The organism is Xanthomonas codiaei, from assembly GCF_002939785.1.
GTDB classification, from domain to species: Bacteria; Pseudomonadota; Gammaproteobacteria; order Xanthomonadales; family Xanthomonadaceae; genus Xanthomonas; species Xanthomonas codiaei.
In genome coordinates, this window is record NZ_MDEC01000029.1 from 26,480 (window position 1) to 49,999 (window position 23,520).

Genomic DNA, 23,520 nt, shown 5'->3' on the forward strand with positions numbered 1-23,520 from the left:
CGCTGCACGCGACACCGCGGCGCGACCAGGCGAGGCATGCGCTGCATTGTCCGTCGACCTAGGTGGCGCGATGACGGCTGCCGCGCGGAGCGCTGCGTTGGCCTGCCGCGATGGCTGGCCGGGCGTCAGCACTCGTGCCCGGGCACGGTTGCTATGCCGGCGCGCCTGCCGTGTGCAGCAGGTGCACGTAGGCGCGGACTGTCGCGTCCAATCCCTGGTAGAGCGCTTCTCCGATCAAGGCGTGGCCGATCGAGACTTCCAGCACGCCCGGCACGCTGGCGAGAAAATCGCCAAGGTTGGCCTGCGACAGGTCATGGCCTGCATTGATCCCAAGGCCATGCGCTGCGGCGCGACGTGCGGCGTCCGCGAACCCGGCCAACGCATCGGCTGGCTGTCCGTCGGCATGCGCTTGTGCGTAGGGGCCGGTGTACAACTCGATGCGGTCCGCGCCCAGCACCGCCGCCTCGCCGATCCGGGCATTGCCGGCATCGACGAACAGGCTGACGCGGCTGCCCAGTGCCTTGAAGGCGGCGATCACGTCGCCCAGCCGGGCGGTGTCGTGCGCGAAATCGAAGCCATGGTCGGAGGTGAGCTGGCCGTCGCTGTCGGGGACCAACGTTACCTGCTCCGGACGCGTGGCGCGGCAGAGATCCAGCAGGCCAGGATAGCCGGGGCGTGGCGGCGCGAACGGGTTGCCTTCGATATTGAATTCGACGCCGTGCCCGCGGGTCAGCGCACTCAGCGCCAGCACGTCGTCGTCGCGAATATGCCGCTGGTCCGGGCGCGGATGCACGGTGATGCCGTGCGCACCGGCGGCGATGCAGGCGCGTGCAGCCTCCACCACATCCGGGTCGCGGCCGCCGCGCGAATTGCGCAGCACGGCGATCTTGTTGACGTTGACGCTGAGCCGGGTGGTCACGGGTGCACTCAGGCCTGCGGCTCGCCGTCGCGCGCCGCGGCCAGTGCCGCCGCCTTGCGGGCCTCGGCCACTTCGCGCAGGCGGCGCAGCTCGGCCGGGTCGATCATGCTGCTGGTGTCGCGCTGGGTGTCGCCCATGCGCGAGGCAAACCAGCCGCGTGTCCACAGCAGCAACAGCACCAGCGCCACCAGCAGCGAGACCACCAGCAACCACACGTGCGGCGTGCTGAAGGCCAGCACCAGCGCACCCAGTGCCATAAGCAGAAACAGCCAGTGCATGACGAGCTCCCCATTGAGTGGCGGCAGTGTAGCGCTGCGCCCGGTCCGGTTCCACGTGGGGCGGGCGGTGTCAGAGCAGCGGCGACAATAGCCGCGCGAAGGCCTCGGGCAGGCGCGAGCGCCACAACGGGCGCAGGCGCACGAAGCGGACCTCCTGCGCGTGCTGCAGGTCGGTACCGATCATGCCGGCCAGCTCGGCGGCCAACGCCTGGTCGCGGAACAGCATCGACAGTTCGAAATTGAGGCGGAAGCTGCGGCTGTCGAAATTGGCGCTGCCGACGATGCAGACCTGGTCGTCGGCCAGCAGTGCCTTGGTATGCAGCATGCGCGGGCCGTACTCGTAGATGCGCACGCCGGCCTCCAGCAGCTCGTCGAAATACGAGCGTGCCGCGTAGGTGACCAGACGCGAATCACTGACCCGCGGCACCAGCAGGCGCACGTCCAGCCCGCCCAGCGCGGCCGAGGTCAGCGCCATCCGTGCGGCTTCGCCGGGTACGAAGTACGGGGTGACCAGCCAGACGCGATGCTTGGCCTCATGGATGGCGGCCACCATCAGCCGGTGGATCGCCTCCCATGACGAATCCGGCCCGGACACCAGCACCTGCGCATCGACCGTGCCCTGCGCGCGGGTGGGCACATCCTCCGGCCACAGCTGCTGGCCGTGGAAGGCAGCGCGGCCCTGGCCGGTCGCATACAGCCAGTCTTCCAGGAACACCAGCTGCAGGCTGCGCACCACGTGGCCCTGCAGGCGCACATGCAGGTCGCGGTAGGCATCGGCGCGCACCTGCTCGTTTTCCTCGTCGGTGACGTTGATGCCGCCGGTGAAACCGACCCGGCCGTCGACCACCACCAACTTGCGGTGAGTGCGCAGGTTGAGCCAGGGCCGCTTGAACGGCTTGAGGAACTGGGAGGGGTGAAACCAGGCGGTTTCCACGCCGGCCTCGCGCAGCGTGCGCAGGGCGCGCCGGGTCATCGCCGAGGAGCCGATCGCATCCATCAACAAGCGCACCTTGACCCCGGCGCGCGCGCGTTCCATCAGCGCATCGCAGATCGCGGTGCCGCTGTGGTCGGGCTGGAAGATGTAGTACTCCAGATGGATGTGGTCGCGCGCTTTGCCGATGGCCTCGATGATGGCGGCGTAGGTGGCCGCGCCATCCACCAGCCAATGGACTTCGGTGGCGGTGCTGGGCGCCAGGCCGGTGGTGGATTGGCCGATCTTGGCCAGCTCGGTGCAATCGGCATCCGGCGGGCACACGCTGCTGTAGCTCTCCATGCCCGAGCGCGAGCGGCCGCGGCGTAGACGCTGCCGCTTCACCTTCTGCGGGCCCAGCCAGTAATAGATCAGCAGCCCCAGGTACGGCAGTGCCGCCAGCGACAACACCCAGCTCAGCGTGGCCACTGGCTCGCGCTTCTGCAGCACGATCCAGCTGGCGATCCACAGCAGGTAGAGCACGTAGGCGGCCAGAAGGAGCGCTTCGAGATGGGGAAGGTTGGCCAGCCAATCCCAAGCGCCCTGTGCAAGTGCGGGCATGCGCGGATTCTACGGGGCGCACACGGTGTTGCGATGACCGTTGGCGCCGACCTGGCGCCAGCAACGGTGCGAGCCAGGCTGCTGGCCTGTGCGCTGCTGGGCGTCATCCGGTACCGCCGATGTCGACCCGGGAGGCGATTGCCCACAGCGTGCTTTGGCACCCGCCTAGCCCTGGTCGCGCGTTGCTGCGCAGTCATTGCCGGCGAGCGGGCACCACGCGCTGGTCACCGGATGCGCCGCACACCCGAGTCAGAGCCGACGCCGGTGCCGGCATCGCGGGTGGGCAGAACCCTACCCAGCAGGATCAGAACAGGGCCAGCTGCGGTGTCTGCGGCCTGGGTGCACGGAACTGGCTGGTATCGAGCCGTGGCAGCCGCCCGAAGCCAAGGCGCCGATACGCAATCGAAAAGCGTTGCGCGATCAGCTCCGCAAACGGGCCTTCGCCGACCATGCGCCGACCGAAGCGGCTGTCGTAGTCCTTGCCGCCACGCATCTGCTGGATCAGGCTCATGACGTGCCTGGCGCGATCCGGATAATGCAGCTCGAGCCATTCGCGCCACAGCTGGGTCAGCTCGTGTGGCAGGCGCAGCACCACATAGCCGGCCGAGCGCGCGCCATGCGCCCTGGCCGCTTCCAGAATGCGCTCAAGTTCGGTGTCGTTGATCATCGGAATCACTGGAGCCACCAGCACGCCCACCGGGATGCCGGCCTCGTGCAAGGCCCGCATTGCGCGCAGCCGTGCATGCGGCGCCGCGGCGCGCGGCTCCATCTTCGCCGCGAGGCGATTGTCGAGCGTGGTCACCGAGAAATACACCGACACCAGGTTGTGCTGGGCCATCTCGGCCAGCACATCGATGTCGCGTTCGATCAAGGCCGCCTTGGTCACGAAGCTGACCGGGTGCCGCGCCTCGGCCAGCACCTCCAGGCATTGCCGGGAAATCCCGTGGCGCCGTTCGGCCGGTTGATACGCGTCGGTATTGATGCCCAGCGCGATCGGCGAGCACTGGTAGGAGGGGCGCGCGATCTCTGCGCGCAGCAGCGCCGCGGCATTGGGCTTGGCGAAGATCCGCGTCTCGAAATCCAGGCCGGGCGACAGATCCAGATAGGCGTGCGAGGGCCTGGCAAAGCAGTACACACAGCCATGCTCACAGCCGCGATAAGGGTTCACCGACTGCGAGAAGCCGATGTCGGGCGAGTTGTTGCGGCTGATGATGCTGCGCGCAACCTCTTCCGTCACCACCGTCCTGGGACGTACGACGGTCTCGGCTTCCGCCTCCACCGTGCCCCAGCCATCATCGATCTCGGTGGCAGTGGTGACCGAGAAGCGACCGGGCACATAGGACGTGGTGCCGCGTCCCTTGATCACCGTCCGCGCGCTGCGCACATCCCGATCGGCCCCGTCGCTCGCGCTCACTTGGAAGTGGTTGGTAGGCATGGCGTTAGTATTAATGCTAATAACCCGCGCAGCAAGCAGGGCGGCTGAAATGCCGCCACCGGCACAGAAGCGCGCGACCAAGCCCGCCGCCGCTGAAGCCTGCCTACAAAACACAGCCAACCCGCACCGCCGATCAACCAGCCTTTAACCAATCCCCAATCCCCAATCCCCAATCCCGACTCCCGAATCACGGCCCAGCTCCATACAACGCCTGCGCCGACTGGAACAAAATCCAGCTGGTGGCGATGAACTTGTCGCCGCCCACCGGGCGGTTGCCGCGGTGGGTATGGGTGAAGGCGGTGGGCGCGATCAGCAGGCTGCCGGTGCGCGGGCGCGCCTTGCGTTGCTGGAACAGGAATTCGGTTTCGCCTTGCGCGAAATCGTCGTTGAGGTACAGCGTCCACAGCAGGTGCCGGTGAAGCGTGTCGGCGCTGGCATCGCGGGGATACAGCTCGCAATGCCAGTACGGGTAGCCGCCCTGATCGGCGGCGTACCACTGCAGATTGATCGCGCCCGGTCGCAGGCAGGTGCGTGCCAGATCGCCCAGCGCCTGGTCGCTCATCTGCACGACGTCCTCGGCCACCAGCCGGTGCGGCGTGCCGTCGGCCGTGGTCACCTGCAGCATCAACGGCGAGATCAGCGCTTGTGGATAGGTGCGCAGATAGGTCAGCACACCGTCGAACACGGCTTGTTGCAGGCGACTCTCCACCGCGGCCCATGCGTCCACGCCGCTGATGCGCAGATCGCGGCTGTGTTTGAGCTCGGGAAACACGCCGCCACCAATGCGGCCCGGATGCAGCTGCTGGCTCTCGCGCATGCGCTGCACGATGGCCGCGCAGTCGTCGGCCGCAATGGCGTTGTCGGTGATCTGGATGAAGTCGGGTTGGCTCATGCGCACGACCATAGCAACCCACGCCGCCGCCTGCACCGGTCCCCTTGCCTGCCGCACGTCGGGCAAGCGCGTCGCAAGCCTCGCTCCCGTGCGGCGCATGCATCCAGCAGCGCAAAGAAAAACCCCGCCGAAGCGGGGTTTTTCCGGGACGCGTTGCCTGCTGCGACGATCAGAACTTGTAGTTGATCGAAGCGGCCAGGATGTTGCCCTGCACGTCGTAGCTGCCGGCCAGACGATCGCCGGTGGCGCTGCGGGTGTCGCTGGTCGGGTCGCTGACGAACAGGTGGGTGTAACCGAAGTTGTATTCGGCCTGCTGCGACGGACGCCAGCTCAGACCCAGCGAGACCCACTTGCGGCTGGCATCGGGTACGCGCACGTCGCGGTGCTCGGCGGTGGTCGGGGTCTGATCGTAGGCCAGGCCGCCACGCAGGGTCAGCGTGTCGCTCACGCGGTAGTCGGCACCGATCGAGGCGAAGGTGGTGTCGCGGTAGGAGAAGTCCAGCAGGCTGTCGGGCTGGTTGGAGGCGAAGTCCACCGTCACCTGGTCGAACTTGCTCCAGGCAGTGCGGGTCACGTCGGCCATGATCGACCACTGCTCGTTCACGTTGTGAGTGAAGCTGGCGGTGGCACTGGCCGGCAGCTTGACGGTGGCGCGGCCCTTGGTGTCGACGAAGGTACCCGGCGCGGCGATACCCAGCACGGCAGCGGCGTTAGGCGGGGTGGTGAAGTCGGCATCGCCGTCGGTGATCTTGTGCTCCACTTGCGAGCGGTAGCTGAAACCGATGTGGGTGTTCTCGTCGATGCTGAACAAGCCACCCAGGGTGAAGCCCACTTCGGTGCTGTCGCCCTTGATGCGCGAGTAGCCATCGGCGCTGCCCGGCGCGAAGCCCGGCACGCGACGCGCAGCCAGGATGCTGCCGAAGTCCACTGCATTGGCCAGATCGATATCCAGACGCTCGGCGAACACCGAGGCACCGAAGGACACGTACGGGTTCACGTCGTAGGAGAACGCGACGTTGAAGTCCAGCGCCTGCAGCTCGGTCTTGGTGCCGTGGTAGCGGCCCACCCAGTCGCGGTCGTAGTCGGTCTTGAAGCCGAACGGCACGGTCAGCGAGGTGCCTAGGTGCATGTTGTCGTTCTCGCCGAACGGCACGTGGAAGTACATCGCCGGCACCGGAGCGATCATGCCGGCGTCGCCGCCGTTGCCGCCGGAGACCGGCGCGCCGTTGGCGTAGTTGGCGGTCTCGGGATCGAACTTGGCCGAGAAGTGGATGGCGCTGACGTCGGCCTGGAACATGCGGCCGTCCAGCTGGCGCATGCCGGCCGGGTTGTTGACGATGATCGAGGCGTCATCCGGGGCGCTGCCCGAGCCTGCGAACGCGCGGCCGAGGCCCTTGGCGCTGTTTTCCTTCAGCTGGAATGCGGCGCCGTGCGCCTGGCCAACGGCCAGTACACCGGCGATACCAACGGCCAGCAGGGTGGCGCGGCTGAGAGTGGAAGCGGTAGACATAAGTTGTAGCTCTCCGGATAAAGACTGCAATGGTCGGTTCAGCGCCCGCGCCCAGCACCAATCCAGTGCCTGGAGCGCGCCGGAGACCCCCCCCCGACATACGACGCCGTACGCAGTATACCCACGACGATTAACCGAACAATAACGGCTTTAGTCCTGAACGCGCGGCTGGGTTGGGGCTGGGTTCAGGCCCGTGGACCGGCTATTGTGCCAATCCGATGTTCGTCTCCCTCCCCTCCCGCAAGAAGCCCACCCCGCGCTGGGCGGTGCCGCTGCTGTTCGCCGCGGTATGGCTGGCGTATCTGTGGTCGATCAGCCGGCCGGGCGAGGCGCGCAATACGCTGTGGCTGGACTGGGGCGCGCTGTCCAGCGGCGTGTCCAACCTGGGCGACTGGTGGGCGACGCTGCGCGACGGCAGCGTGCTGCGGCTGTTCACTGCGCTGTTCCTGCATGCCGACTGGTCGCACCTGCTGGGCAACCTGGTGTTCCTGCTGATCTTCGGGCTGCCGGCTGAACGCATCCTGGGGCCGTGGCGACTGTTGCTGCTGTTCCTGGTGGGCGGCGCGGCATCCAACCTGGCGGCGATCTTCGCCATCGGCACGCCGGATCGGGTGATCATCGGCGCCTCGGGCGCGGTGTCGGCCCTGATCGGCACCTACCTGGCGCTGTTTCCCGGTGCCAAGCTGGGCGTGGTGCTGCCGCTGGGGCTGTTCCTGGAATTCATCCGGGTGCCGGCGCCGCTGCTGATCGGCGCATGGGCGCTGCTGCAGGTGGTGTTCGCCTATATCGGCCCGGCGTTCGGCATGGTGGCGTGGTCGGCGCATATCGCCGGCTTCGTGTTCGGCATCGTCTACGGGCTGTATGTGCGCGCGGCCATCGCCCGGCGCCTGCGCAAGCGTCACGGGTTCTAGCGCGTCACGCGGCTCGACTGCGTCCACTGCATTGGCGCGCCTATAATCGGGGCATGTCCAAGCCTCTGTACAAGGTCACCTTCCTCAATCACGGCAAGGTGTATGAGCTCTACGCACGCGAGGTGACCGGCAGCCATCTGTGGGGCTTCAACCAGATCGGCGAGCTGGTCTTCGACGTGCACGACGGGCTGGTGGTGGATCCCACCGAAGAACGCCTGCGCGAAGAATTCGGCAACACCAAGACCTTGCACCTGCCGATGCAGAGCATCGTGCGCATCGAAGAAGTGGAAAAGAAAGGCCAGTCGGTGATCCGCGATGCCGCCACCGGCGACAAGGTGGTCACGCCCTTCCCGCTGCCGGGCAAGCCACGCTGATGCGCATCGTGGTGCCCGATGATGACCAGGGCGCCGTGCGTCAGCTGCACTGCCTGCAGCGCTTGCAGGGGCATGACGTGCAGGTCCTCGGCGCGCTCGCCACCGACACCGAGGTATGCGCCGAGCGTCTGGTGGAAGCCGATGCGCTGGTGCTGATCCGTGAGCGCACGCGCGTGGATGCCACGCTGCTGCGGCGGCTGCCACGGCTCAGGTTGATCAGCCAGACCGGGCGCGTCGGCGTGCATGTGGACGTGGCCGCCTGCACCCAGTTCGGCGTGGCGGTGGCCGAAGGCGTCGGCTCGCCGGTGGCGCCGGCCGAACTGACCTGGGCCTTGATCCTGTCGGCCAGCCGTCGCCTGAGCGATTACCAGCGGGCCCTGCATCAGGGCCGCTGGCAGGCGCTTGGCGATCCCGGGCTGGGCCGCATGCTGCATGGGCGCACGTTGGGCATCTGGAGCTACGGACGCATCGGCCAACGTGTGGCGCACTTCGGGCGCGCATTCGGCATGCAGGTGCTGGTGTGGGGCGGCAAAGAATCGTGCGCACAGGCGGCGCGCGATGGCTTCGCCATCGCCGACAGCCGCCAGGCGCTGTTCGAACGCAGCGATGTGCTGTCGCTGCATCGCCGGCTGACCGCGCAGACCCGCCACCAGGTCACCGCGCAGGATCTGACGCGCATGCGCACCGATGCCTTGCTGGTCAACACCAGCCGCGCCGAGCTGATCGCCCCCGGTGCCTTACTGGCCGCGCTGGAGACCAGCCGGCCTGCGCAGGCGGCGGTGGATGTATTCGAGCGTGAGCCGGTATTCGATGCGCACGACGCCCTGCTGCAGCATCCGCGCGTGCTGGCCACGCCGCATCTCGGCTATGTGGAGTGCGACAGCTACGAGCAGTATTTCGAGGCCGCATTCGACAACGTACTGGCGTTTGCCGCCGGTGCACCGCGCAATCTGGTCAATCCAGAGGCGTTGGCAACAGCGCGATAGCGCATGTTTGAAAATGGGGCGATCGGGCAGGCGTGTCGCGGCCAGGGTCGCTCCTGCAAGCGCCTCGGGGCCGATTGCTGATGTTGGATCTGACCAGCGCCGTGGCGCTGGGTATCGGCCACTGCATGTAGTGGCGCGGCAGTGCCGTCGCACATCGCCTGCGCCCGGCGCGCAGCGGGGGTGATTCCCTCGCTGCGCTATGGCCGGCTTACTTGACCGGTTCGGCTGGCGCAGGCGCGGCCGGTTCCACTGGCGCCGCTGGCTTGGCCTTCTCGGCCGGTGCGCTCGGCGTGTCGGCGGGCTTGGGCTTGTCGGTCGCTGCCGTCCGCGCTGCCGCCGGCTTGGGCTCGGCCGCGGTCTTGGCGGCCTTTGCCTTTTGCGCCGCCTGGGACTTGGCCTTGCGCGCGGCCTGCGCCTTGGCGGCCGAGCCGGGCTGCTTGAGTTCGGACAGGGCCGCGGCGATCGGGCCGTCGCCCGGCAGCACGTCGCCGGCGCTGTAGCCCTCCTCGCCTTCGTCGTCGCCACGCAGATGGCCCGGCAAGGTGGCTTCGCTGTAGTCGGCCAGGCTGGCCGGCACATCGGCGTCGCCCGGCTGCGGTTCGGGCGTCAGCTGCACTTCCGGCACGATGCCGCTGGCCTGGATCGACTTGCCGCTGGGCGTGTAATAGCGCGCAGTGGTGAGCTTGACCGAGTCGCCGTTATCCAGCGGCAGCACGGTCTGCACCGAGCCCTTGCCGAAGGTGCGGCTGCCGATGATGCGCGCGCGCTGGTTGTCGCGCAGCGCACCGGCCAGCACTTCGGACGCACTGGCCGAGCCGGCGTCCACCAGCACCACCACCGGTGCGCCGCCGAGCAGGTCGCCCGGGGTGGCATCGAACTTGGCGTCGCTGATGGAGATGCGCCCGCGGGTGCTGACGATGTTGCCCTTGTCGAGCAGGTCGTCGGCCACCTGCACCGCCGAGGTCAGCAGGCCGCCCGGGTTGCTGCGCAGGTCCAGCACCAGGCCGCGCAGCTTGCCGCCGGCCTGCAGCTGCTTGAGGTTCTTCTGGAAATCCGCGCCGGTGTCGGCCTGGAAGGTGCTGATGCGGATGTAGCCGTAACCCGGCTCCAGCAACTTGCTGCGCACGCTGGCCACGCGGATGGTCTGGCGTTGCAGGGTCACATCGAACGGCTTGGGCGCCTTGTCGCGCACGATGGTCAAGGTGACCTTGCTGCCGGATTCGCCGCGTAGCGGTTCCATCGCCTTGCTGGCATCGATCGGCTTGCCGTCGATGGCCACGATCACGTCGCCGGCGCGGATGCCGGCACGCGCGGCCGGGGTGTCGTCGATCGGCGCGATCACCTTGAGCGTGTTGTCCTGCTGCTGCAGCAATTCCACGCCGATGCCGTCGTAGGCGCCGCTGGCCTGTTCGTCGAAGGCTTCGGCGTCTTCCTTGTCGAAATAGGTGCTGTGCGGATCCAGGTCCGAGAGCAGGCCGCGCACGGCTGCGTGCATCAGCTTCTTGTCTTCGACCGGGTCGACGTAGGCCTGCTTGACCGCGTTGTACACCGCCACGAAGCGGCGGATCTCGTCCAGCGGAACCTTGGAGCCGGCGGCTTCATCGGCTTCCGGGTCGTCCGCGGTGGCCTGGGCGGCAGCGGCGGCGGGACGGGCGGTCTGCGCCCAACCAGGCGACGCGAACAAGGCCAGCGACAGGGCAACGGACAGGACGGCTACGCGCATGAAGCACTCCGACAAAGAGATAAGACGCCCCGCAACGCGGGGCTGACCGGATTATGCGCGAAGCAGCGGTAAATCCGCGTTGAATTGCGCAGGCAGCGCGCAGGCGGTTGCAGGGCAGCCAGCAGGAAGGCCGGTAGCGGACGGGGCGCCCTGTGTCGTGGTGTTGGCTTCGGCGCGGAGCATTGCATCTGGCAGGCAAGGCGCCCGGCGGCCACACCGCCTGCAGCATCGACACGGTGCCCTGCTGGAAGGCTGCAAGCGCCCCCCTTCACCGTCGTTGCGCGCAGCGACTAACGCCGCTGCAACCAGCTCGAGGGATCGACCGGCTGGCCGTTGCGACGCAGCTCGAAATACAGTGCTGGCACGCCCTGCCCGCCCGAGCTACCGACCTTGGCCACCGCGTCGCCGCGCTTGATCGCCGCACCGGCATCGCGCAGCAAGGTGTCGTTGTGCGCATACAGGCTCATGTAGCCGTTGCCGTGGTCCACGATCAGGATCATGCCGTAGCCGGTCATCCAGTCGGAAAACACCACCGTGCCATCAGCCACTGCGGTGACGGTGGTGCCCTTGGGCGCACCGATCAACACGCCCTTGCTGGTGTGGCCATCGGGCAAGGTGGCATTGAAGCGGGCCAGCAGGTTGCCCGACACCGGCCAACTGAGCCCCCCCACCTTGGGCGCTGGCGCGCTGGCCACGACCTTGGGTGGCGTCTTGCCGGCACGTTCGGGGCGCTCGGACTTGCCGCGTTTGGCCTGCGCGGCGGCTTCGGCGGCGGCGCGTTTGGCCGCGGCGCGTCGTTCGGCTTCGGCCTTGGCGGCAGCGGCACGCAGATTGGCGAGCAGCTGCTCCAGCGCCTTGGCGTCCTGGCCCAGGGCCTTTTCGCGTTCGGCGCGCTGTTTGTAGCGGTCGTCCAGCTGCGCAACGGTGGCAGCCTGTTGCGAGCGATCCTTCTGCAGGGCTGCAGCCTGCGCCTTCTGCTGCGCGTGCGCAGCGTCCAGTGCCTGGCGACGGCTGGCGATGTCCTGTTCCACCTTGGCCAATGCGTCCAGCTGGGTGGTCAGTGCCTGGATCTGCTGCGCGCGCGCATTCTGCACATAGCGGTGGTCGGCCAGCATGCGCGTGGCATCGCCCACGGTGTCCTGCGACAGCAAGACCTTCAGTGGCGCGTTGCGACCCACCTGGTCGGCAGCGCGCAGCAACGCGGCCAGCTGCGCGCGCTGGCCCTGCAGACCACGCTGCAGGCGCGCGCGGTCTTGCTGCAGCGTGGACAGGTGCTGCTGCTGCGTCTGCATCGCCGCTTCGGTTTCGCTGAGCGCGCGCGCGGTTTTGGCGACCTTTTCGTCGGCCTGGCGCAGCTGTTGGGCGGCGGTGCCGCGCTTGCCTTCCAGGTCGCGCCGATCGGCGCTGATGGTCTTGAGTTCATCGCGCAGCTGCTGCAGTTTGCGCTCGGTCTCGCGCTGGCTCTGCGCCGCCACGCCGGCGCTGCCCAGCAGCAAGCACGCCAACGCGGCAGCGGCCAGCCACGCGCGGCCACGCCCCGTGGCGAAGGCGAATGGCGGGCGCGGCAGCAGGGCGGGCGAAGAGGCCAACGAACGATCCAGTGACTTCAGGCAGGTGCGCGATTGTAGCCACCCATGGTGTGATCGCCGCCACGTCCCAGACTGCCGCCACCGCGCGAGGTTCAGTATGAAGCCCCAAGTTCTTCTCCTGGCGTTGTCCCTGGTCTGCGCAAGCGCCTGGGCCGACGACGACATCAGCAAGGTCAATGGCCGCATCAGCGCCGAAGCCGGCAAGGTGTATGGCGGCCTGGAGACCGTCAACGGCTCCATCGAGGTCGGCGCCGGCGCGCAGACCAAGGACGTGGAAACCGTCAACGGCGGTATCCAGATCGGCAACGGCGCACGCACCGGCGGTGTGTCCACGGTCAACGGCGCGATCTCCCTGGGCCAGAAGGTGACCGTGTCCGGCGGGCTGGAAACCGTCAACGGCAGCGTGCTGGTGGAGCGCGGCAGCCAGGTCAGCGGCGGCGTGGAAACCGTCAACGGCAGTGTCGGCCTGGTGGAAACCGAGCTCGGCAAAGGCATCGAGACGGTCAATGGCGACATCACCGTCGGGGTGGGCTCGCACGTGCATGGCGGCATCACGGTGACCAAGCCGAACTTCGGTTTCTCCTTCAAGCCGGCGCGCAAGCCGCGCGTGGTGATCGGCCCCAAGGCCGTGATCGACGGGCCGCTGCGTTTCGAACGCGAGGTGGACCTGTACGTGCACCGCAGCGCCAAGATCGGTGCGGTCAGCGGAGCCACCGCCCGCAGCTTCGACAGCGACGTGGCGCCCAAGGACTGACGCGCTCACCACACGGACGCTCTAAGATCGGAACTCCGTTGCACGAGGAGTTCCGATGCCCCGCAAGATCCTGTTGTGCCTGGCTGCGACCCTGGCCGTGGCCGGTTGCAAGCGCGAATCGGCCGAGGCGCCGGCCACCCCGGTGACGCAGACGCCCGCCGATGCCGCGCCCAACGCTCCGGTCAGCCGGCACGCGTTCTCGCCGGAGCTGACCAGCGGCGACTTCGCCGAGCTGGTCAAGACGCTGGCCTCCGATGCGTTCGAAGGGCGCGGCCCGGGCACGCCCGGCGAGGAGAAGACCGTTACCTACATCCGCGACCAGATGCAGCGCATCGGCTTGCAGCCGGGCAATGGCGACAGCTGGTTCCAGGACGTGCCGATGGTGGAAACCACCGCCGATGCCGCCACCGCGCCCAGCCTGCGTAGCGGCGAGCAGACCCGCACCCTCGCCTTCGGCACCGACATCGTGGTGGGCACGCGCACCGGCCAGCCGGAGGTCAAGCTGGACAACAGCGAGCTGGTGTTCGTCGGCTACGGCGTGGATGCGCCGGAGCAGCAGTGGAACGATTACGCCGGCCAGGACTGGAAGGGCAAGACGGTGGTGATGTTCGTCAACGACCCCGGCTTCCACAGCAATGACCCCAAACTGTTCGACGGCAAGCGCATGACCTACTACGGGCGCTGGACCTACAAGTTCGAGGAAGCCGCGCGCAAGGGTGCAGCCGCGGCGTTGATCGTGCACGACACCCCTGGCGCCAGCTATGGGTGGGATGTGGTCAAGAACTCCTGGTCCGGCCCGCAATACGACCTGCCGGCCAAGGACGACCCGGATCCGCGCGTGCCGGTGCAGGGCTGGATCAGCGCCGACACCGCCAAGCAGCTGTTTGCCAATGCCGGGCTGGACCTGGCGCAGGCGTACAAGGATGCCGGCAAGCGCGGCTTCAAGCCGGTGCCGTTGAAGGCCAGCTGGTCGGTGGACCTGAAGAGCAGCATCGCCGAAAAGACCTCGCGCAACGTGGTCGGCGTGCTGCCGGGCACCAGCCATGCCGACGAGGCGGTGCTGTACATGGCGCACTGGGATCACCTGGGCAAGCACTCGGGCGAGAGCGGCGACAACATCTACAACGGCGCCGTGGACAACGCCACCGGCGTGGCCGGCATCCTGGAAATCGCCGATGCGTTCGCGCATCAGGACCCCAAGCCGGAGCGGTCGGTGGTGTTCGTGGCGGTGACCCTGGAAGAATCCGGCCTGCTCGGCTCCAAGTATTACGTCGCCAACCCGAGCTTCCCGCTGGACAAGATCGCTGCGGTGATCAACATCGATGCGATGTCGGTGGCCGGACGCGCGCGCGACATGACCGTGGTCGGCATGGGCAGCTCGGAGCTGGAGGACATCCTCAAGCCGCTCGCCGCGATGCAGGGCCGCAGCCTGCATGCCGAAGCCACGCCGGAAAGCGGCTCGTATTTCCGCTCGGATCACTTCAACTTCGCCAAGGCCGGCGTGCCGGCGCTGTATGCCGACGGCGGGGAAGACCTGCGCGAAGGCGGTACCGCGGCCGGGCGTGCGGCGGCCGAGGACTACGGCCGCCATCGCTACCATGCACCCGGCGACCAATACGATGCGGCCACCTGGAAACTGGACGGCACCATCGAAGACCTGCAGGCGATGTACGGCGTGGGCAAGGAGGTGGCGGTGGGTGGACGCTGGCCGAACTGGTACGCCGGCAACCCGTTCAAGGCCGCGCGCGACCGCATGATGGCCGGCAAGCCGGCCGCCAGTGCGAGCACGGCGCAGCCAGCCGGCGGCGAGCCTGGCGCAACCAGCGGCAAGACTGTGGAAACGAACAAGGCCTCATCCGCGCGCTGACGCTTGCGGCTGCGCCGCCGCCGCGACTGTGGCGGCGCAGCCACGAAAGAGTCGCGCGCGGTGGGTGGTGAGACGTGGAATGCATCACGCAAAGGGCCTCCGCTGGGAGGCCCTTTGCGTTGCCGGGGTAGTGTGATGCATTGGCTGCTGGCCAAGCGATGCGGTGAGACGCCACGCCGCCGGGCTAGGAATGCGTAGCTGCCGCGGCAGACACGCATGTATCGATCGCATCGTGGCAGGTCGGTCGCAGCGCCTGCAGCACGAGCAGCAACGCCTCACGCACTCAGCGTGCTGGCATGAAGCCGCCGCACTCAATCGCCGTCGACGCTGACAACATGGCCGTCGTCCGGATCGACATGCAGCTCGACCTCCTGCCCGTTGCGCTTGGCATCGGCTTTCCACAATCCGTCCTTGAACTTGAGGTCGTGCACATCGCTGTAGCCGCCGGTGGACAGCGCTGCGCGTACATCGGCCTCGCTCAGGCGCGAGGTGGTCTGATCGCCGTACACGCGGCCGGTCACCGGATCGATGTGCACGTCCACATCCTTGCCGTCGCCACTGCGGGCATCTGCGGTCCACACGCCATGCTCGAACTTGACGTCGTGCACCTTGGTGTAGCCCTTGGCGGTCAGCATGCTGGTGACTTCGGTGGAGGTCAGCGCCTTGGCCGGCTTGGCGGCGTCCTGTGCAAACGCGCCCTGCGAGGCCAGGGTCAATGCGCCGATCAATGCGGTGGTCATCATGCGATGTGCCATGAGAGGCTCCTGCTGTTGAAGTGGAGCCATGCTGGCCGCGCCGATATCGTGAAAGGGTGAAGAGATCGCCAAGGCGGCAAGCAAAGTTCAGTTAACTGAAGGCGCTGTGCATCCGGCCCACGCTGTCATCGCTGAGTCACGACGTGCACCGCTTGGATTGCCACTTCGGCGTGCGCATCGCGCATGGCCGGCTGCAACCAGGCCGCCCTTCGGCGGCCTGGTCGATGCGCTCAGCGGGCTTTTTTTGCAGCGGCCGGCGCGCGCGCCGCAGCGGCCGGTGCGCGTGTTGCGCGCGCTGCCTGCGGTGACAGGATGGTCATCTGTGGCTTGTCGGTGCCGTCCTTGTTCGGATGCACGTTGTAGGCATACGACAGGTTCCACCATGAACCCGCCGCCCACCATGTCCAGCCCATCCACACATCGGCATTGCTTTCCATGTAGCCCAGCATGCCTTGCAGCGCGGTATTGCAGACCGCGTTGTGCGCGGTGCCGAACTCACCCAGAAAGCCACGCTTGCGATTGGTGCGCAGCCATTCGGTGAAGTTGCGCAGACGCTCCGCGCCGATCGTGGCGCTGACGCAGACGCTGCTGGTACCGCTGGAATCGGCATCCAGATACTGATGCACCTCGAACGCGTAACGGTTGAGCGGGTCGTAGATCGATGCCAGCGCCGTGGCGTTGGACTGACCGTCGCTGGTGGGCGAATACCAACTGTGCGCACCGGTCCACAGCGCGCCCGGCACGAGGATCAGATTGTTGGCACCGGTCCTGCGGATCGCATCGATGGCGGCCTGCGCCGTTGCGGCCCATTCGCTGGACGAGATGTTGTTGGGCTCATTCATCAGCCCGAAAATCACTGCGTTGTCGCTATTGAATGCCAGCGCCAGGCGACGCCAGAGATCGGTAAACGTGGCGACCGGCACTTCCGGCCCGCCGATCCTGTAGCCGTAGTACTTGGCATAGTTATGGATATCGATCACCAGATACATGCCGGAGGCCTTGGCACGCGCCACCGCCTGTTGCAGCAATGCCAGCTGCGCAGGATCCAGCTCGCCACGCGCGCTGGGTTGCAGACGCTCCCAGAGGATGGGCAGGCGGATGGTATTCATGCCAACGCCGGCGAAATAGGCGTAATCGCTCGCCGAGGCGTACATGTAATCCTTGTTGAGCACGCCGGGTTTTTTCGAGGATGCGAATTCGGCACCGGAGAGATTGACGCCGGCGTAGGTGAGCGCGCGCGTCTGTGCGTGGGCGGGCGACTGCCCGGCCAGCAACAGGACACACAAGGCGCATGCGGCGAGATGGCGCAGTGAGATTGAGAGACGTGACATGAAGCGACTCCTGGACGGGCAAGATGCATCGCCGCCCCGTTGGCGTGCGATCGGCGCAAGCTGCGCTGCATCTGCCTGTTGCAATGCATCACGTGTGCCAAAGGGCGCCACCGCGATGCACCGCGCCAGAAGTGCAATCCACCGCACACTTACGGCGGTTGAGCACGTTCATTTCGGCCTATCACGTCTTTCTCAAAGGCTGTGTGATTCCAACAGCATGCCGACTGCGCCGACATGCTGGCGTCGCCGGGCGCTGTGCCGGTTGCGTGGCGCCATTCCAGTGGCGCATCGGTCGCGCGCTCTCATAAAGAGCGATGCCGTCGCAAGACGGCATCGCTGGGACATCTGGAGTTGTGTGGGTCAGCGCGTGATACGGCGCGCGTGCGCACTCAGGATGGACAGCTGCGGTTTGTCGCGCCCGTTTGCATCGGGCTGTAGCGTGAATGGGTAATCCGCACGCCACCACGCACCGGCCGCCCACACGCTGGAGCCTATCCAGACATCGCGATTGGCTTCCAGGTAGCGCAGCATGTCGTCCAGTGCACGCATGCATGTCGGGTTGCTGGAGGCGCCGAATTCACCGAGAAATCCACGCTTGCGCTGGCTACGCAGCCAGCCGGTAAAACTGCGCAGACGTTCCGAGCCGATGGTGGCACTGACGCACGCGGCGCTGGTACCGCTGGAGTCGGTATCCAGGTACTGGTGCACTTCGATGGCGTAGCGGTTGAGCGGATCTCGAATGGTGGCCAGCGCAACGGCGTTGGATTGACCGGCAATGGTGGAGTACCAACTATGTGCGCCGGACCAGAGCGCGCCGGGCACCAGGATGACGTTGTTGGCACCGGTGGCGCGGATGCTGTCGATCGACGCTTGCGCGGCGGCGGCCCAGTTCTGCGGAGCGATGTCGTAGGGCTCGTTCATCAGCCCGAACATCACCGCGTTATCGCTCTTGAAGGCCACCGCCAGGCGCCGCCAGAGATCGGTCAAGGTCTTGATCGGCACGCGCGCGGTGCCGATCTTCTGGCCGTAGTACTTCGCGTAGTTATGGATGTCCAGGATCAACACCATGTTGGCGGCCTTGGCATTGGCCACTGCCTGTCGAATCAGTGCCAGCTGTGCGGGATCGAGTTCGCCCTGGGCCTTGGGTTGCAGGCGTTCCCAGGCGATGGGCAAACGTACGACGTTCATGCCGGTATCGGCGAAGTGCTGGTACTCGCTGGCGGCGGGATAGCGATAGTCGACATTGATGATGCCAGGGCGTTTGGCCGAGGCGATTTCTGCGCCGGAAAGATTGATGCCTGCATAGCGCAGTGCACCGCTTTGGGCCTGCGCCTGCGGAAGCGCGGCCACCAACAACAGCAATAGCGCACAGCACAGCAGCTGGCGCGGCCAGGTGGGGGAGGGGAACATGGGGGAACTCCTAAAGCATCTGCGGGGGAGATGCGTTGCAGCTACTTTTCGCTCGGCAACACAACGCATCGCCATCAGCGTATGCGCATATGTCACGCACAACTACGCATTCGAGGTATCACTGGATCAAGCTGTGCCCGACTTCGCAGTCCTGATTGGCCGTGGTCGATGCAATGCGCTCATCGCAAACGACGGATACCTCGACGTTGCGCGTTGCCACTATCGCAACATCCATCGCTTGCACTGCATGGCGGGTGCAAGGCGGTGGGCAGTGGCGAAGGCGAATGGATACGCGCTTACGTCACGCCGCATGCTTGTCTACAAGCTGCATGGCGCGTCACGGTGCAGGCTTTTTCCGGCGTAATGCCTGCATCGTGTTTGCTAGCCGATGCGAGTCAGCGCTTGCCGGCGCGCCGCGCGTACTTGCTCAGGATGCGCATTTGCGGCTTGTCGCTGCCATCCTTGCCCGGCTGCACGGTGAAGAAGTAATCCGGCTTCCACCATGCGCCAGCCGCCCACCAGGTCCAGCCCAGCCAGACGTCGCTGTTCTTTTCCATGTACGTCAGCATGCCTTCCAGAGCCTTGTCGCAGACCGGATTATTGGCAGTGCCGAATTCGCCCAGGAAGCCCTTCTGCTTATTCTCGCGCAGCCAGTCGGTGAACCCGCGCAGCTTCTCTGCGCCTACGCTGTCGCTGGTGCACTGCGGCTTGGTGCCGCTGTAGTCGTTGTCCAGGTACTGGTGCGCTTCGAACGCCAGGTGGTTGCCGGGATCCTTGAGGATGGCTAGCGCCTTGGCGTTGGACACGCCATAGCTGGCGCTGCGCCAACTGTGCGCACCGGTATACGCGGTGCCCGGCACCAGGATGAGGTTCTTCGCACCGGTCTTGCGGATCGCATTGATCGCACCTTGCGCGGCGGCTGCCCAATCCGGCGCGGAGATGCCATTGGGCTCGTTCATCAATCCGAAGATCACCGACTTGTCGTCCTTGAACTCCAGCGCCAGCCGGCGCCACAGGTCGGCCAGGGCGCCGGCGGGAACCTCGTCGGTGCCGATGCGCTTGCCGTTGTACTTGGCGTAGTTGTGCAGATCCAGGATCAGGAACTGTTTGTTGGCCTTGGCCGCTGCCAGCGATTTCTTGATCAGACCGAGCTGAGTCGCATCCAGATCGCCATTGAGCGGGGGCTGCAGGCGCTCCCACAGGAACGGCAGCCGCACCGTGTTCATGCCCTTGCCGGCGAAATAGCTGAAGTCCGAGGCGGCAGGATAGGTGTAGTCCTTGAACAGCACGCCCGGCTTCTTGCGCGAATTGAATTCCGCGCCGGACAGATTGACGCCAACGTACTTCAGGCCGGTGGGCGCGGTGTGCGGGCCGCCCGGCTCCTTGGCGTGGGCCAGCGGTACCGCTGCAAGCAGGGAAAGCGCCAGCGCTGCGATATGCAGGCGGACAGGGCGTGGGGGAGCGCGGAACATGGAAGCCTCCTTCGGCATCGACGTGGTGGCCGCGGGGGGAGGGCACGGCCAGGTGGGATGGTGCAGGGTGATGGGTGCCCCGACGAGACTAGAAGCTCGCGCGTTAGCGCGTCATTCACGCATGCAACGTGGATTTGATCGCGCAAAAACACCTGCACGGCGCATGCTATGCCAACGGTCGCGTTCGCAAGAGGACAGGTAAGACGCACTGTCGCACGAGCGCGACCGGCCGCTGTCTTAAGCTATCAGGCCTGTTTTCCCGTCGTTCGCACCTCGTGCGCACGGCCCAATGCCCCCGGAGTTTCCCATGAGCCAAGCCCACGCCTTTGCCGCCCAAGCCGCCGACCAGCCGCTCGCACCGTTCGTGTTCGAACGGCGCGCGCCTGGCCCCAACGATGTGCAGATCGACATCGCCTACTGCGGTGTCTGCCACTCCGACCTGCACACCGCGCGCAACGAATGGCACAACACGCTGTACCCGTCGGTTCCTGGCCACGAGATCGTTGGCCGTGTCACCGCCGTCGGTGACGCGGTGACTGGCTTCAAGGTCGGCGACCTGGCCGGCGTCGGCTGCATGGTCGACAGTTGCCGCAGCTGCGCGTCCTGCCAGGAGGGTGAAGAGCAGTACTGCGAAGCCGGCTTCACCGGCACCTACAACGGCCCGATGTTCGGCGGCGGCGAGAACACCTACGGCGGCTACTCCGACCATATCGTGGTCGACCAGAAATACGTGTTGCGCATTTCCCACACCGACAACCTGGCCGCGGTGGCGCCGCTGCTGTGCGCCGGCATCACCACCTACTCGCCGCTGGCGCACTGGAAGGTGGGTCCGGGCCACAAGGTGGGCGTGGTCGGCCTGGGTGGCCTGGGCCACATGGCGGTGAAGATCGCCAAGGCGATGGGCGCCACCGTGGTGCTGTTCACGACCTCCGAGGGCAAGCGCGCCGATGCGCTGCGCCTGGGCGCCAGCGAAGTGGTGATCTCCAAGGACGAGGCGCAGATGGCTGCCCAATACAACACCCTGGATTTCATCCTCAACACCGTGGCCGCCCCGCACAACCTGGACCCGTTCCTCAATGCGCTCAAGCGCGACGGCGCCATGGTGCTGGTGGGCGTGCCGGAGCAGTCGCACCCGTCGCCGGCGGTGTTCAACCTGGTGATGAAGCGCCGCACTCTGGCCGGCTCGCTGATCGGTGGCATCCGCCAGACCCAGGAAATGCTGGACTTCTGCGCCAAGCACAACATCGTCTCGGACATCGAAACCATCCGCGCCGACGAAATCAACACCGCCTATGAGCGCATGCTCAAGGGTGAAGTGAAGTATCGCTTCGTGATCGACATGGCCTCGCTGGATAAGGCGGCCTGATTCGGGACTGCGCCACAGCCGAACGAGACCACTGCTTGCGTTTCCATAAACGCAGGCAGTGGCGTATTGCGATACGTAGCGGGCCGAAAGAATCTCTGCTGGTCAACGGCGATCTGATGCTTGCTTGATGACATCCTTACAAAGCAGCACCCATTGCCCAGAGAATTTTGCGTAGTTGGTTAAGACATCATAGAAGCCATCTGCATCCATCTCCGAGAAGGCATGCAGATGCACAACGAAAGACGGGTCATAGTGATGACCAACCTTGTTTCGGAAGTTTGAAAAAGCGTCGATGCCAGCCAGTGGATAGCGCTTTTTAAGTTCTTTCAGCCTAGCCTGAATTGCGGATACGTCGTTCCCGTTTTCGGATGCGATAGTTTGCAAGTTCATATGGCCAGTTTCATAGAACCATATCCTGGCTTCATAAAGCATGGAGACGATATCACCCATCCAAAGTAAACGAACCAGTCCTTCTCTGGTTGAGTTTTCGAAAGTAACAACGTACCGAAGAATGTCGCAGTGAAGGATGGCAGCAGCGGCCCACGTATATCGCTGCACTTCTGGATAGTGAAGATTTTCGGAAGATGTCGCAGCCTTAAAAGCTCGTTCGGCGTTGATTGAGGCTGTCGTAAGTCCCTCAAGGTGGCGAGGTGCTTGATTCAGTGGCATAACATCGCTCACGCCGCAGCCGGCTCCTTGACCTGCGCGTTAACCCCCAGCATCTGCACGATGCTTCCTGCCGCATCGCGGCCTTCGGCCACTGCGGTGACCACCAGATCTGCACCACGCACGCAGTCGCCGCCGGCGAACAGGCGGGGGTTGCTGGTCTGGTAGGGCAGGCGGCCGTGGCCGTCGGACGGGGCGACGATGCGGCCGTTGCTGCCGGCTTCCACGCCTTGCGAGGCCAGCCAGTCGGGCAGGGTGGGCGAGAAGCCGAAGGCGATGATCACCACGTCCGCTTCCAGCAGCGATTCGCTGCCTTCCACCGGCACCGCGTTGCGGCGGCCACTGGCATCGGGCTCGCCGAGTCTGGTTTCCACCACGGTCACGCCGATGGCTTCGTCGTCGGCGCCGGATTCGATCGAAAGCGGCTGACGGTTGAACAGGAAGCGCACGCCTTCTTCGCGTGCGTTGGCCACCTCGCGTGCCGAGCCGGGCATGCTGGCCTCGTCGCGGCGGTAGGCGCAGGTGACCTTGGCCGCGCCCAGGCGAATCGCGCTGCGCACGCAGTCCATGCCGGTATCGCCACCGCCGAGCACCACCACGCGCTTGCCGGTGAGGTCGGGCAGGGCGAGCTGGTCTTCCCAGCCGGCGATCGGCCGGCCGTGCGGGTCGTTGCCGCCGACGATGCGGCTGTTCTGCACCAGGAACGGCAGCGCCGGCAGCACGTTCTTCAGGTCCTGCCCGGGCAGGCCGCCGTCGGTGTAGCGGTAGGCACCGGTGCCCAGGAACACCGCATCGTATTCGCTCAGCAACTGCTCGATGCCGATGTCGCGACCGATCTCCACGCCCAGGCGGAACTGCACGCCCATACCTTCGAGGATCTCGCGGCGCTTGCCGATCACCGACTTGTCCAGCTTGAAGCTGGGGATGCCGAATTGCAGCAGCCCGCCGATCTGCTCGTAGCGGTCGTAGACCACGGCCGCGATGCCGGCACGTGCCAGCCGGTCGGCGCAGGCCAGGCCGGCCGGGCCGGCGCCGATCACCGCCACGCGGTGGCCGCTGGGCTGCACGTTGCCCAGGTCCGGGCGCCAGCCCATCTTGAAGGCGGTATCGACGATGTATTTTTCCACCGCGCCGATGGTGACCGCGCCGAACTCCTCCAGCGTGCAGCTGCCTTCGCACAGGCGGTCCTGCGGACACACGCGCCCGCACACTTCCGGCAGCGGATTGGTGGAATGGCACAGCGCAGCGGCTTCCTCGATGCGGTTTTCCTGCACCAGCTGCAGCCACTGCGGGATGGCGTTGTGCACCGGGCACTTCCAGCTGCAGTACGGGTTGCCGCAGTCCAGGCAGCGGCCGGACTGGTACTGCGCATCGGCCTTGTCGAACTTGCCGTAGAGCTCGCCCCAGTCGCCGGAGGTGCGCAGCTCCACCGGAATGCGCGTGGGCATGGTCCGCGGCAGGTCGAGGAATTGGAAGGCTTGTTTGCGGCTCATAAGAAAATCCGTGGCTGATTCCCTTCTCCCGCGTGCGGGAGAAGGTGCCCCGAAGGGGCGGATGAGGGTGATGGCAGGCCACCGGCCCTCACCTCCGACCCCTCTCCCGCGGGCGGGAGAGGGGAGCACTGCGATGACTCTGACGATGTGCTGTCAGCATTGCGACTGCGCTGTCCTTCTCCCGCCTGCGGGAGGAGGTGCCCCGACGGGGCGAATGAGGGTGATGGCAGGCCACCGGCCCTCACCCCCAACCCCTCT

The 23,520-nt window shown here is 66.2% G+C and carries 20 protein-coding genes; 6 read left to right on the forward strand and 14 right to left on the reverse strand.

Going from position 1 to position 23,520, the window contains the following annotated elements; translation table 11 throughout:
- Window positions 1-151: 151 nt before the first annotated feature.
- From XcodCFBP4690_RS17750 to XcodCFBP4690_RS17775, 6 genes are all read right to left on the reverse strand, one after another.
- Window positions 152-919, reverse strand: a complete 768-nt coding sequence (locus XcodCFBP4690_RS17750) for a pyridoxine 5'-phosphate synthase (protein WP_104542999.1) — start codon at window positions 917-919, stop codon at window positions 152-154.
- An 8-nt stretch (window positions 920-927) separates the two neighbouring features.
- Complete coding sequence (locus XcodCFBP4690_RS17755; protein WP_029218131.1) at window positions 928-1,197, reverse strand: hypothetical protein; 270 nt, start codon at window positions 1,195-1,197, stop codon at window positions 928-930.
- Between the two features lie 70 nt (window positions 1,198-1,267).
- Entirely contained in the window at window positions 1,268-2,728 is a 1,461-nt protein-coding gene (gene cls, locus XcodCFBP4690_RS17760; protein ID WP_104543001.1) for a cardiolipin synthase, read from the reverse strand.
- A gap of 304 nt (window positions 2,729-3,032) precedes the next feature.
- Complete coding sequence (locus XcodCFBP4690_RS17765) at window positions 3,033-4,163, reverse strand: PA0069 family radical SAM protein (RefSeq protein WP_104543003.1); 1,131 nt, start codon at window positions 4,161-4,163, stop codon at window positions 3,033-3,035.
- Between the two features lie 187 nt (window positions 4,164-4,350).
- The gene (locus XcodCFBP4690_RS17770) at window positions 4,351-5,055 is read right to left on the reverse strand and encodes a 2OG-Fe(II) oxygenase (protein WP_104543037.1); all 705 of its coding nucleotides are present in this window, start codon (window positions 5,053-5,055) and stop codon (window positions 4,351-4,353) included.
- A gap of 169 nt (window positions 5,056-5,224) precedes the next feature.
- Window positions 5,225-6,565, reverse strand: a complete 1,341-nt coding sequence (locus XcodCFBP4690_RS17775; protein WP_104543005.1) for an outer membrane protein transport protein — start codon at window positions 6,563-6,565, stop codon at window positions 5,225-5,227.
- Between the two features lie 218 nt (window positions 6,566-6,783).
- Between XcodCFBP4690_RS17775 and XcodCFBP4690_RS17780 the strand changes: the two genes are divergently transcribed.
- Genes XcodCFBP4690_RS17780 through XcodCFBP4690_RS17790 form a run of 3 tightly spaced genes read left to right on the forward strand, consistent with a single transcriptional unit; the run spans window position 6,784 to window position 8,836 of the window.
- Window positions 6,784-7,476 (forward strand): rhomboid family intramembrane serine protease, encoded by a 693-nt coding sequence (locus XcodCFBP4690_RS17780; RefSeq protein WP_024939139.1) that lies wholly within the window; start codon window positions 6,784-6,786, stop codon window positions 7,474-7,476.
- A gap of 53 nt (window positions 7,477-7,529) precedes the next feature.
- Window positions 7,530-7,850, forward strand: coding sequence for a DUF1820 family protein (locus XcodCFBP4690_RS17785; RefSeq protein ID WP_047697057.1), 321 nt, complete (start codon window positions 7,530-7,532; stop codon window positions 7,848-7,850).
- Window positions 7,850-8,836 (forward strand): D-2-hydroxyacid dehydrogenase family protein, encoded by a 987-nt coding sequence (locus XcodCFBP4690_RS17790; RefSeq protein WP_104543007.1) that lies wholly within the window; start codon window positions 7,850-7,852, stop codon window positions 8,834-8,836. Before XcodCFBP4690_RS17785 ends, XcodCFBP4690_RS17790 begins: the two co-directional genes overlap by 1 nt.
- Window positions 8,837-9,044: 208 nt before the next feature.
- On the opposite strand, the gene XcodCFBP4690_RS17795 is transcribed toward XcodCFBP4690_RS17790, so the two are convergent.
- Together XcodCFBP4690_RS17795 and XcodCFBP4690_RS17800 are read right to left on the reverse strand one after the other, a co-directional pair.
- Complete coding sequence (locus XcodCFBP4690_RS17795; protein WP_104543009.1) at window positions 9,045-10,559, reverse strand: S41 family peptidase; 1,515 nt, start codon at window positions 10,557-10,559, stop codon at window positions 9,045-9,047.
- A gap of 290 nt (window positions 10,560-10,849) precedes the next feature.
- On the reverse strand, window positions 10,850-12,148 hold the full coding sequence (locus XcodCFBP4690_RS17800; RefSeq protein WP_208622763.1) for a murein hydrolase activator EnvC family protein: 1,299 nt from the start codon (window positions 12,146-12,148) through the stop codon (window positions 10,850-10,852).
- Between the two features lie 97 nt (window positions 12,149-12,245).
- On the opposite strand from XcodCFBP4690_RS17800, the gene XcodCFBP4690_RS17805 reads away from it, so the two are divergent.
- Window positions 12,246-12,902 carry a DUF4097 family beta strand repeat-containing protein gene (locus XcodCFBP4690_RS17805; RefSeq protein WP_104543011.1) on the forward strand — a complete coding sequence of 219 codons (657 nt, stop codon included), beginning with the start codon at window positions 12,246-12,248 and terminating at the stop codon, window positions 12,900-12,902.
- A 55-nt stretch (window positions 12,903-12,957) separates the two neighbouring features.
- Window positions 12,958-14,769: a M28 family metallopeptidase gene (locus XcodCFBP4690_RS17810; protein WP_104543012.1), complete on the forward strand. Its 1,812-nt coding sequence runs from the start codon at window positions 12,958-12,960 to the stop codon at window positions 14,767-14,769.
- Between the two features lie 311 nt (window positions 14,770-15,080).
- Here the strand turns inward: XcodCFBP4690_RS17810 and XcodCFBP4690_RS17815 are convergent, their stop codons facing one another.
- The 4 genes from XcodCFBP4690_RS17815 to XcodCFBP4690_RS17830 all read right to left on the reverse strand — a co-directional run bounded on the left by XcodCFBP4690_RS17815 (window position 15,081) and on the right by XcodCFBP4690_RS17830 (window position 19,737).
- On the reverse strand, window positions 15,081-15,524 hold the full coding sequence (locus tag XcodCFBP4690_RS17815) for a PepSY domain-containing protein (RefSeq protein ID WP_146091951.1): 444 nt from the start codon (window positions 15,522-15,524) through the stop codon (window positions 15,081-15,083).
- Between the two features lie 230 nt (window positions 15,525-15,754).
- A complete protein-coding gene (locus XcodCFBP4690_RS17820) occupies window positions 15,755-16,855 on the reverse strand; it encodes a glycoside hydrolase family 5 protein (protein ID WP_104543014.1) in 1,101 nt (366 codons plus the stop codon).
- A gap of 360 nt (window positions 16,856-17,215) precedes the next feature.
- Complete coding sequence (locus XcodCFBP4690_RS17825; protein ID WP_104543016.1) at window positions 17,216-18,265, reverse strand: glycoside hydrolase family 5 protein; 1,050 nt, start codon at window positions 18,263-18,265, stop codon at window positions 17,216-17,218.
- A gap of 395 nt (window positions 18,266-18,660) precedes the next feature.
- Window positions 18,661-19,737 carry a glycoside hydrolase family 5 protein gene (locus XcodCFBP4690_RS17830; protein WP_104543018.1) on the reverse strand — a complete coding sequence of 359 codons (1,077 nt, stop codon included), beginning with the start codon at window positions 19,735-19,737 and terminating at the stop codon, window positions 18,661-18,663.
- Between the two features lie 307 nt (window positions 19,738-20,044).
- On the opposite strand from XcodCFBP4690_RS17830, the gene XcodCFBP4690_RS17835 reads away from it, so the two are divergent.
- Window positions 20,045-21,103, forward strand: coding sequence for an NAD(P)-dependent alcohol dehydrogenase (locus tag XcodCFBP4690_RS17835; protein ID WP_104543020.1), 1,059 nt, complete (start codon window positions 20,045-20,047; stop codon window positions 21,101-21,103).
- 102 nt (window positions 21,104-21,205) lie between these two features.
- Here XcodCFBP4690_RS17835 and XcodCFBP4690_RS22530 read toward each other — a convergent pair whose 3' ends face one another.
- Together XcodCFBP4690_RS22530 and XcodCFBP4690_RS17840 are read right to left on the reverse strand one after the other, a co-directional pair.
- A complete protein-coding gene (locus tag XcodCFBP4690_RS22530) occupies window positions 21,206-21,784 on the reverse strand; it encodes a hypothetical protein (RefSeq protein WP_146091952.1) in 579 nt (192 codons plus the stop codon).
- Window positions 21,781-23,262 carry an FAD-dependent oxidoreductase gene (locus XcodCFBP4690_RS17840; protein WP_104543022.1) on the reverse strand — a complete coding sequence of 494 codons (1,482 nt, stop codon included), beginning with the start codon at window positions 23,260-23,262 and terminating at the stop codon, window positions 21,781-21,783. Before XcodCFBP4690_RS17840 ends, XcodCFBP4690_RS22530 begins: the two co-directional genes overlap by 4 nt.
- Window positions 23,263-23,520: the final 258 nt, after the last annotated feature.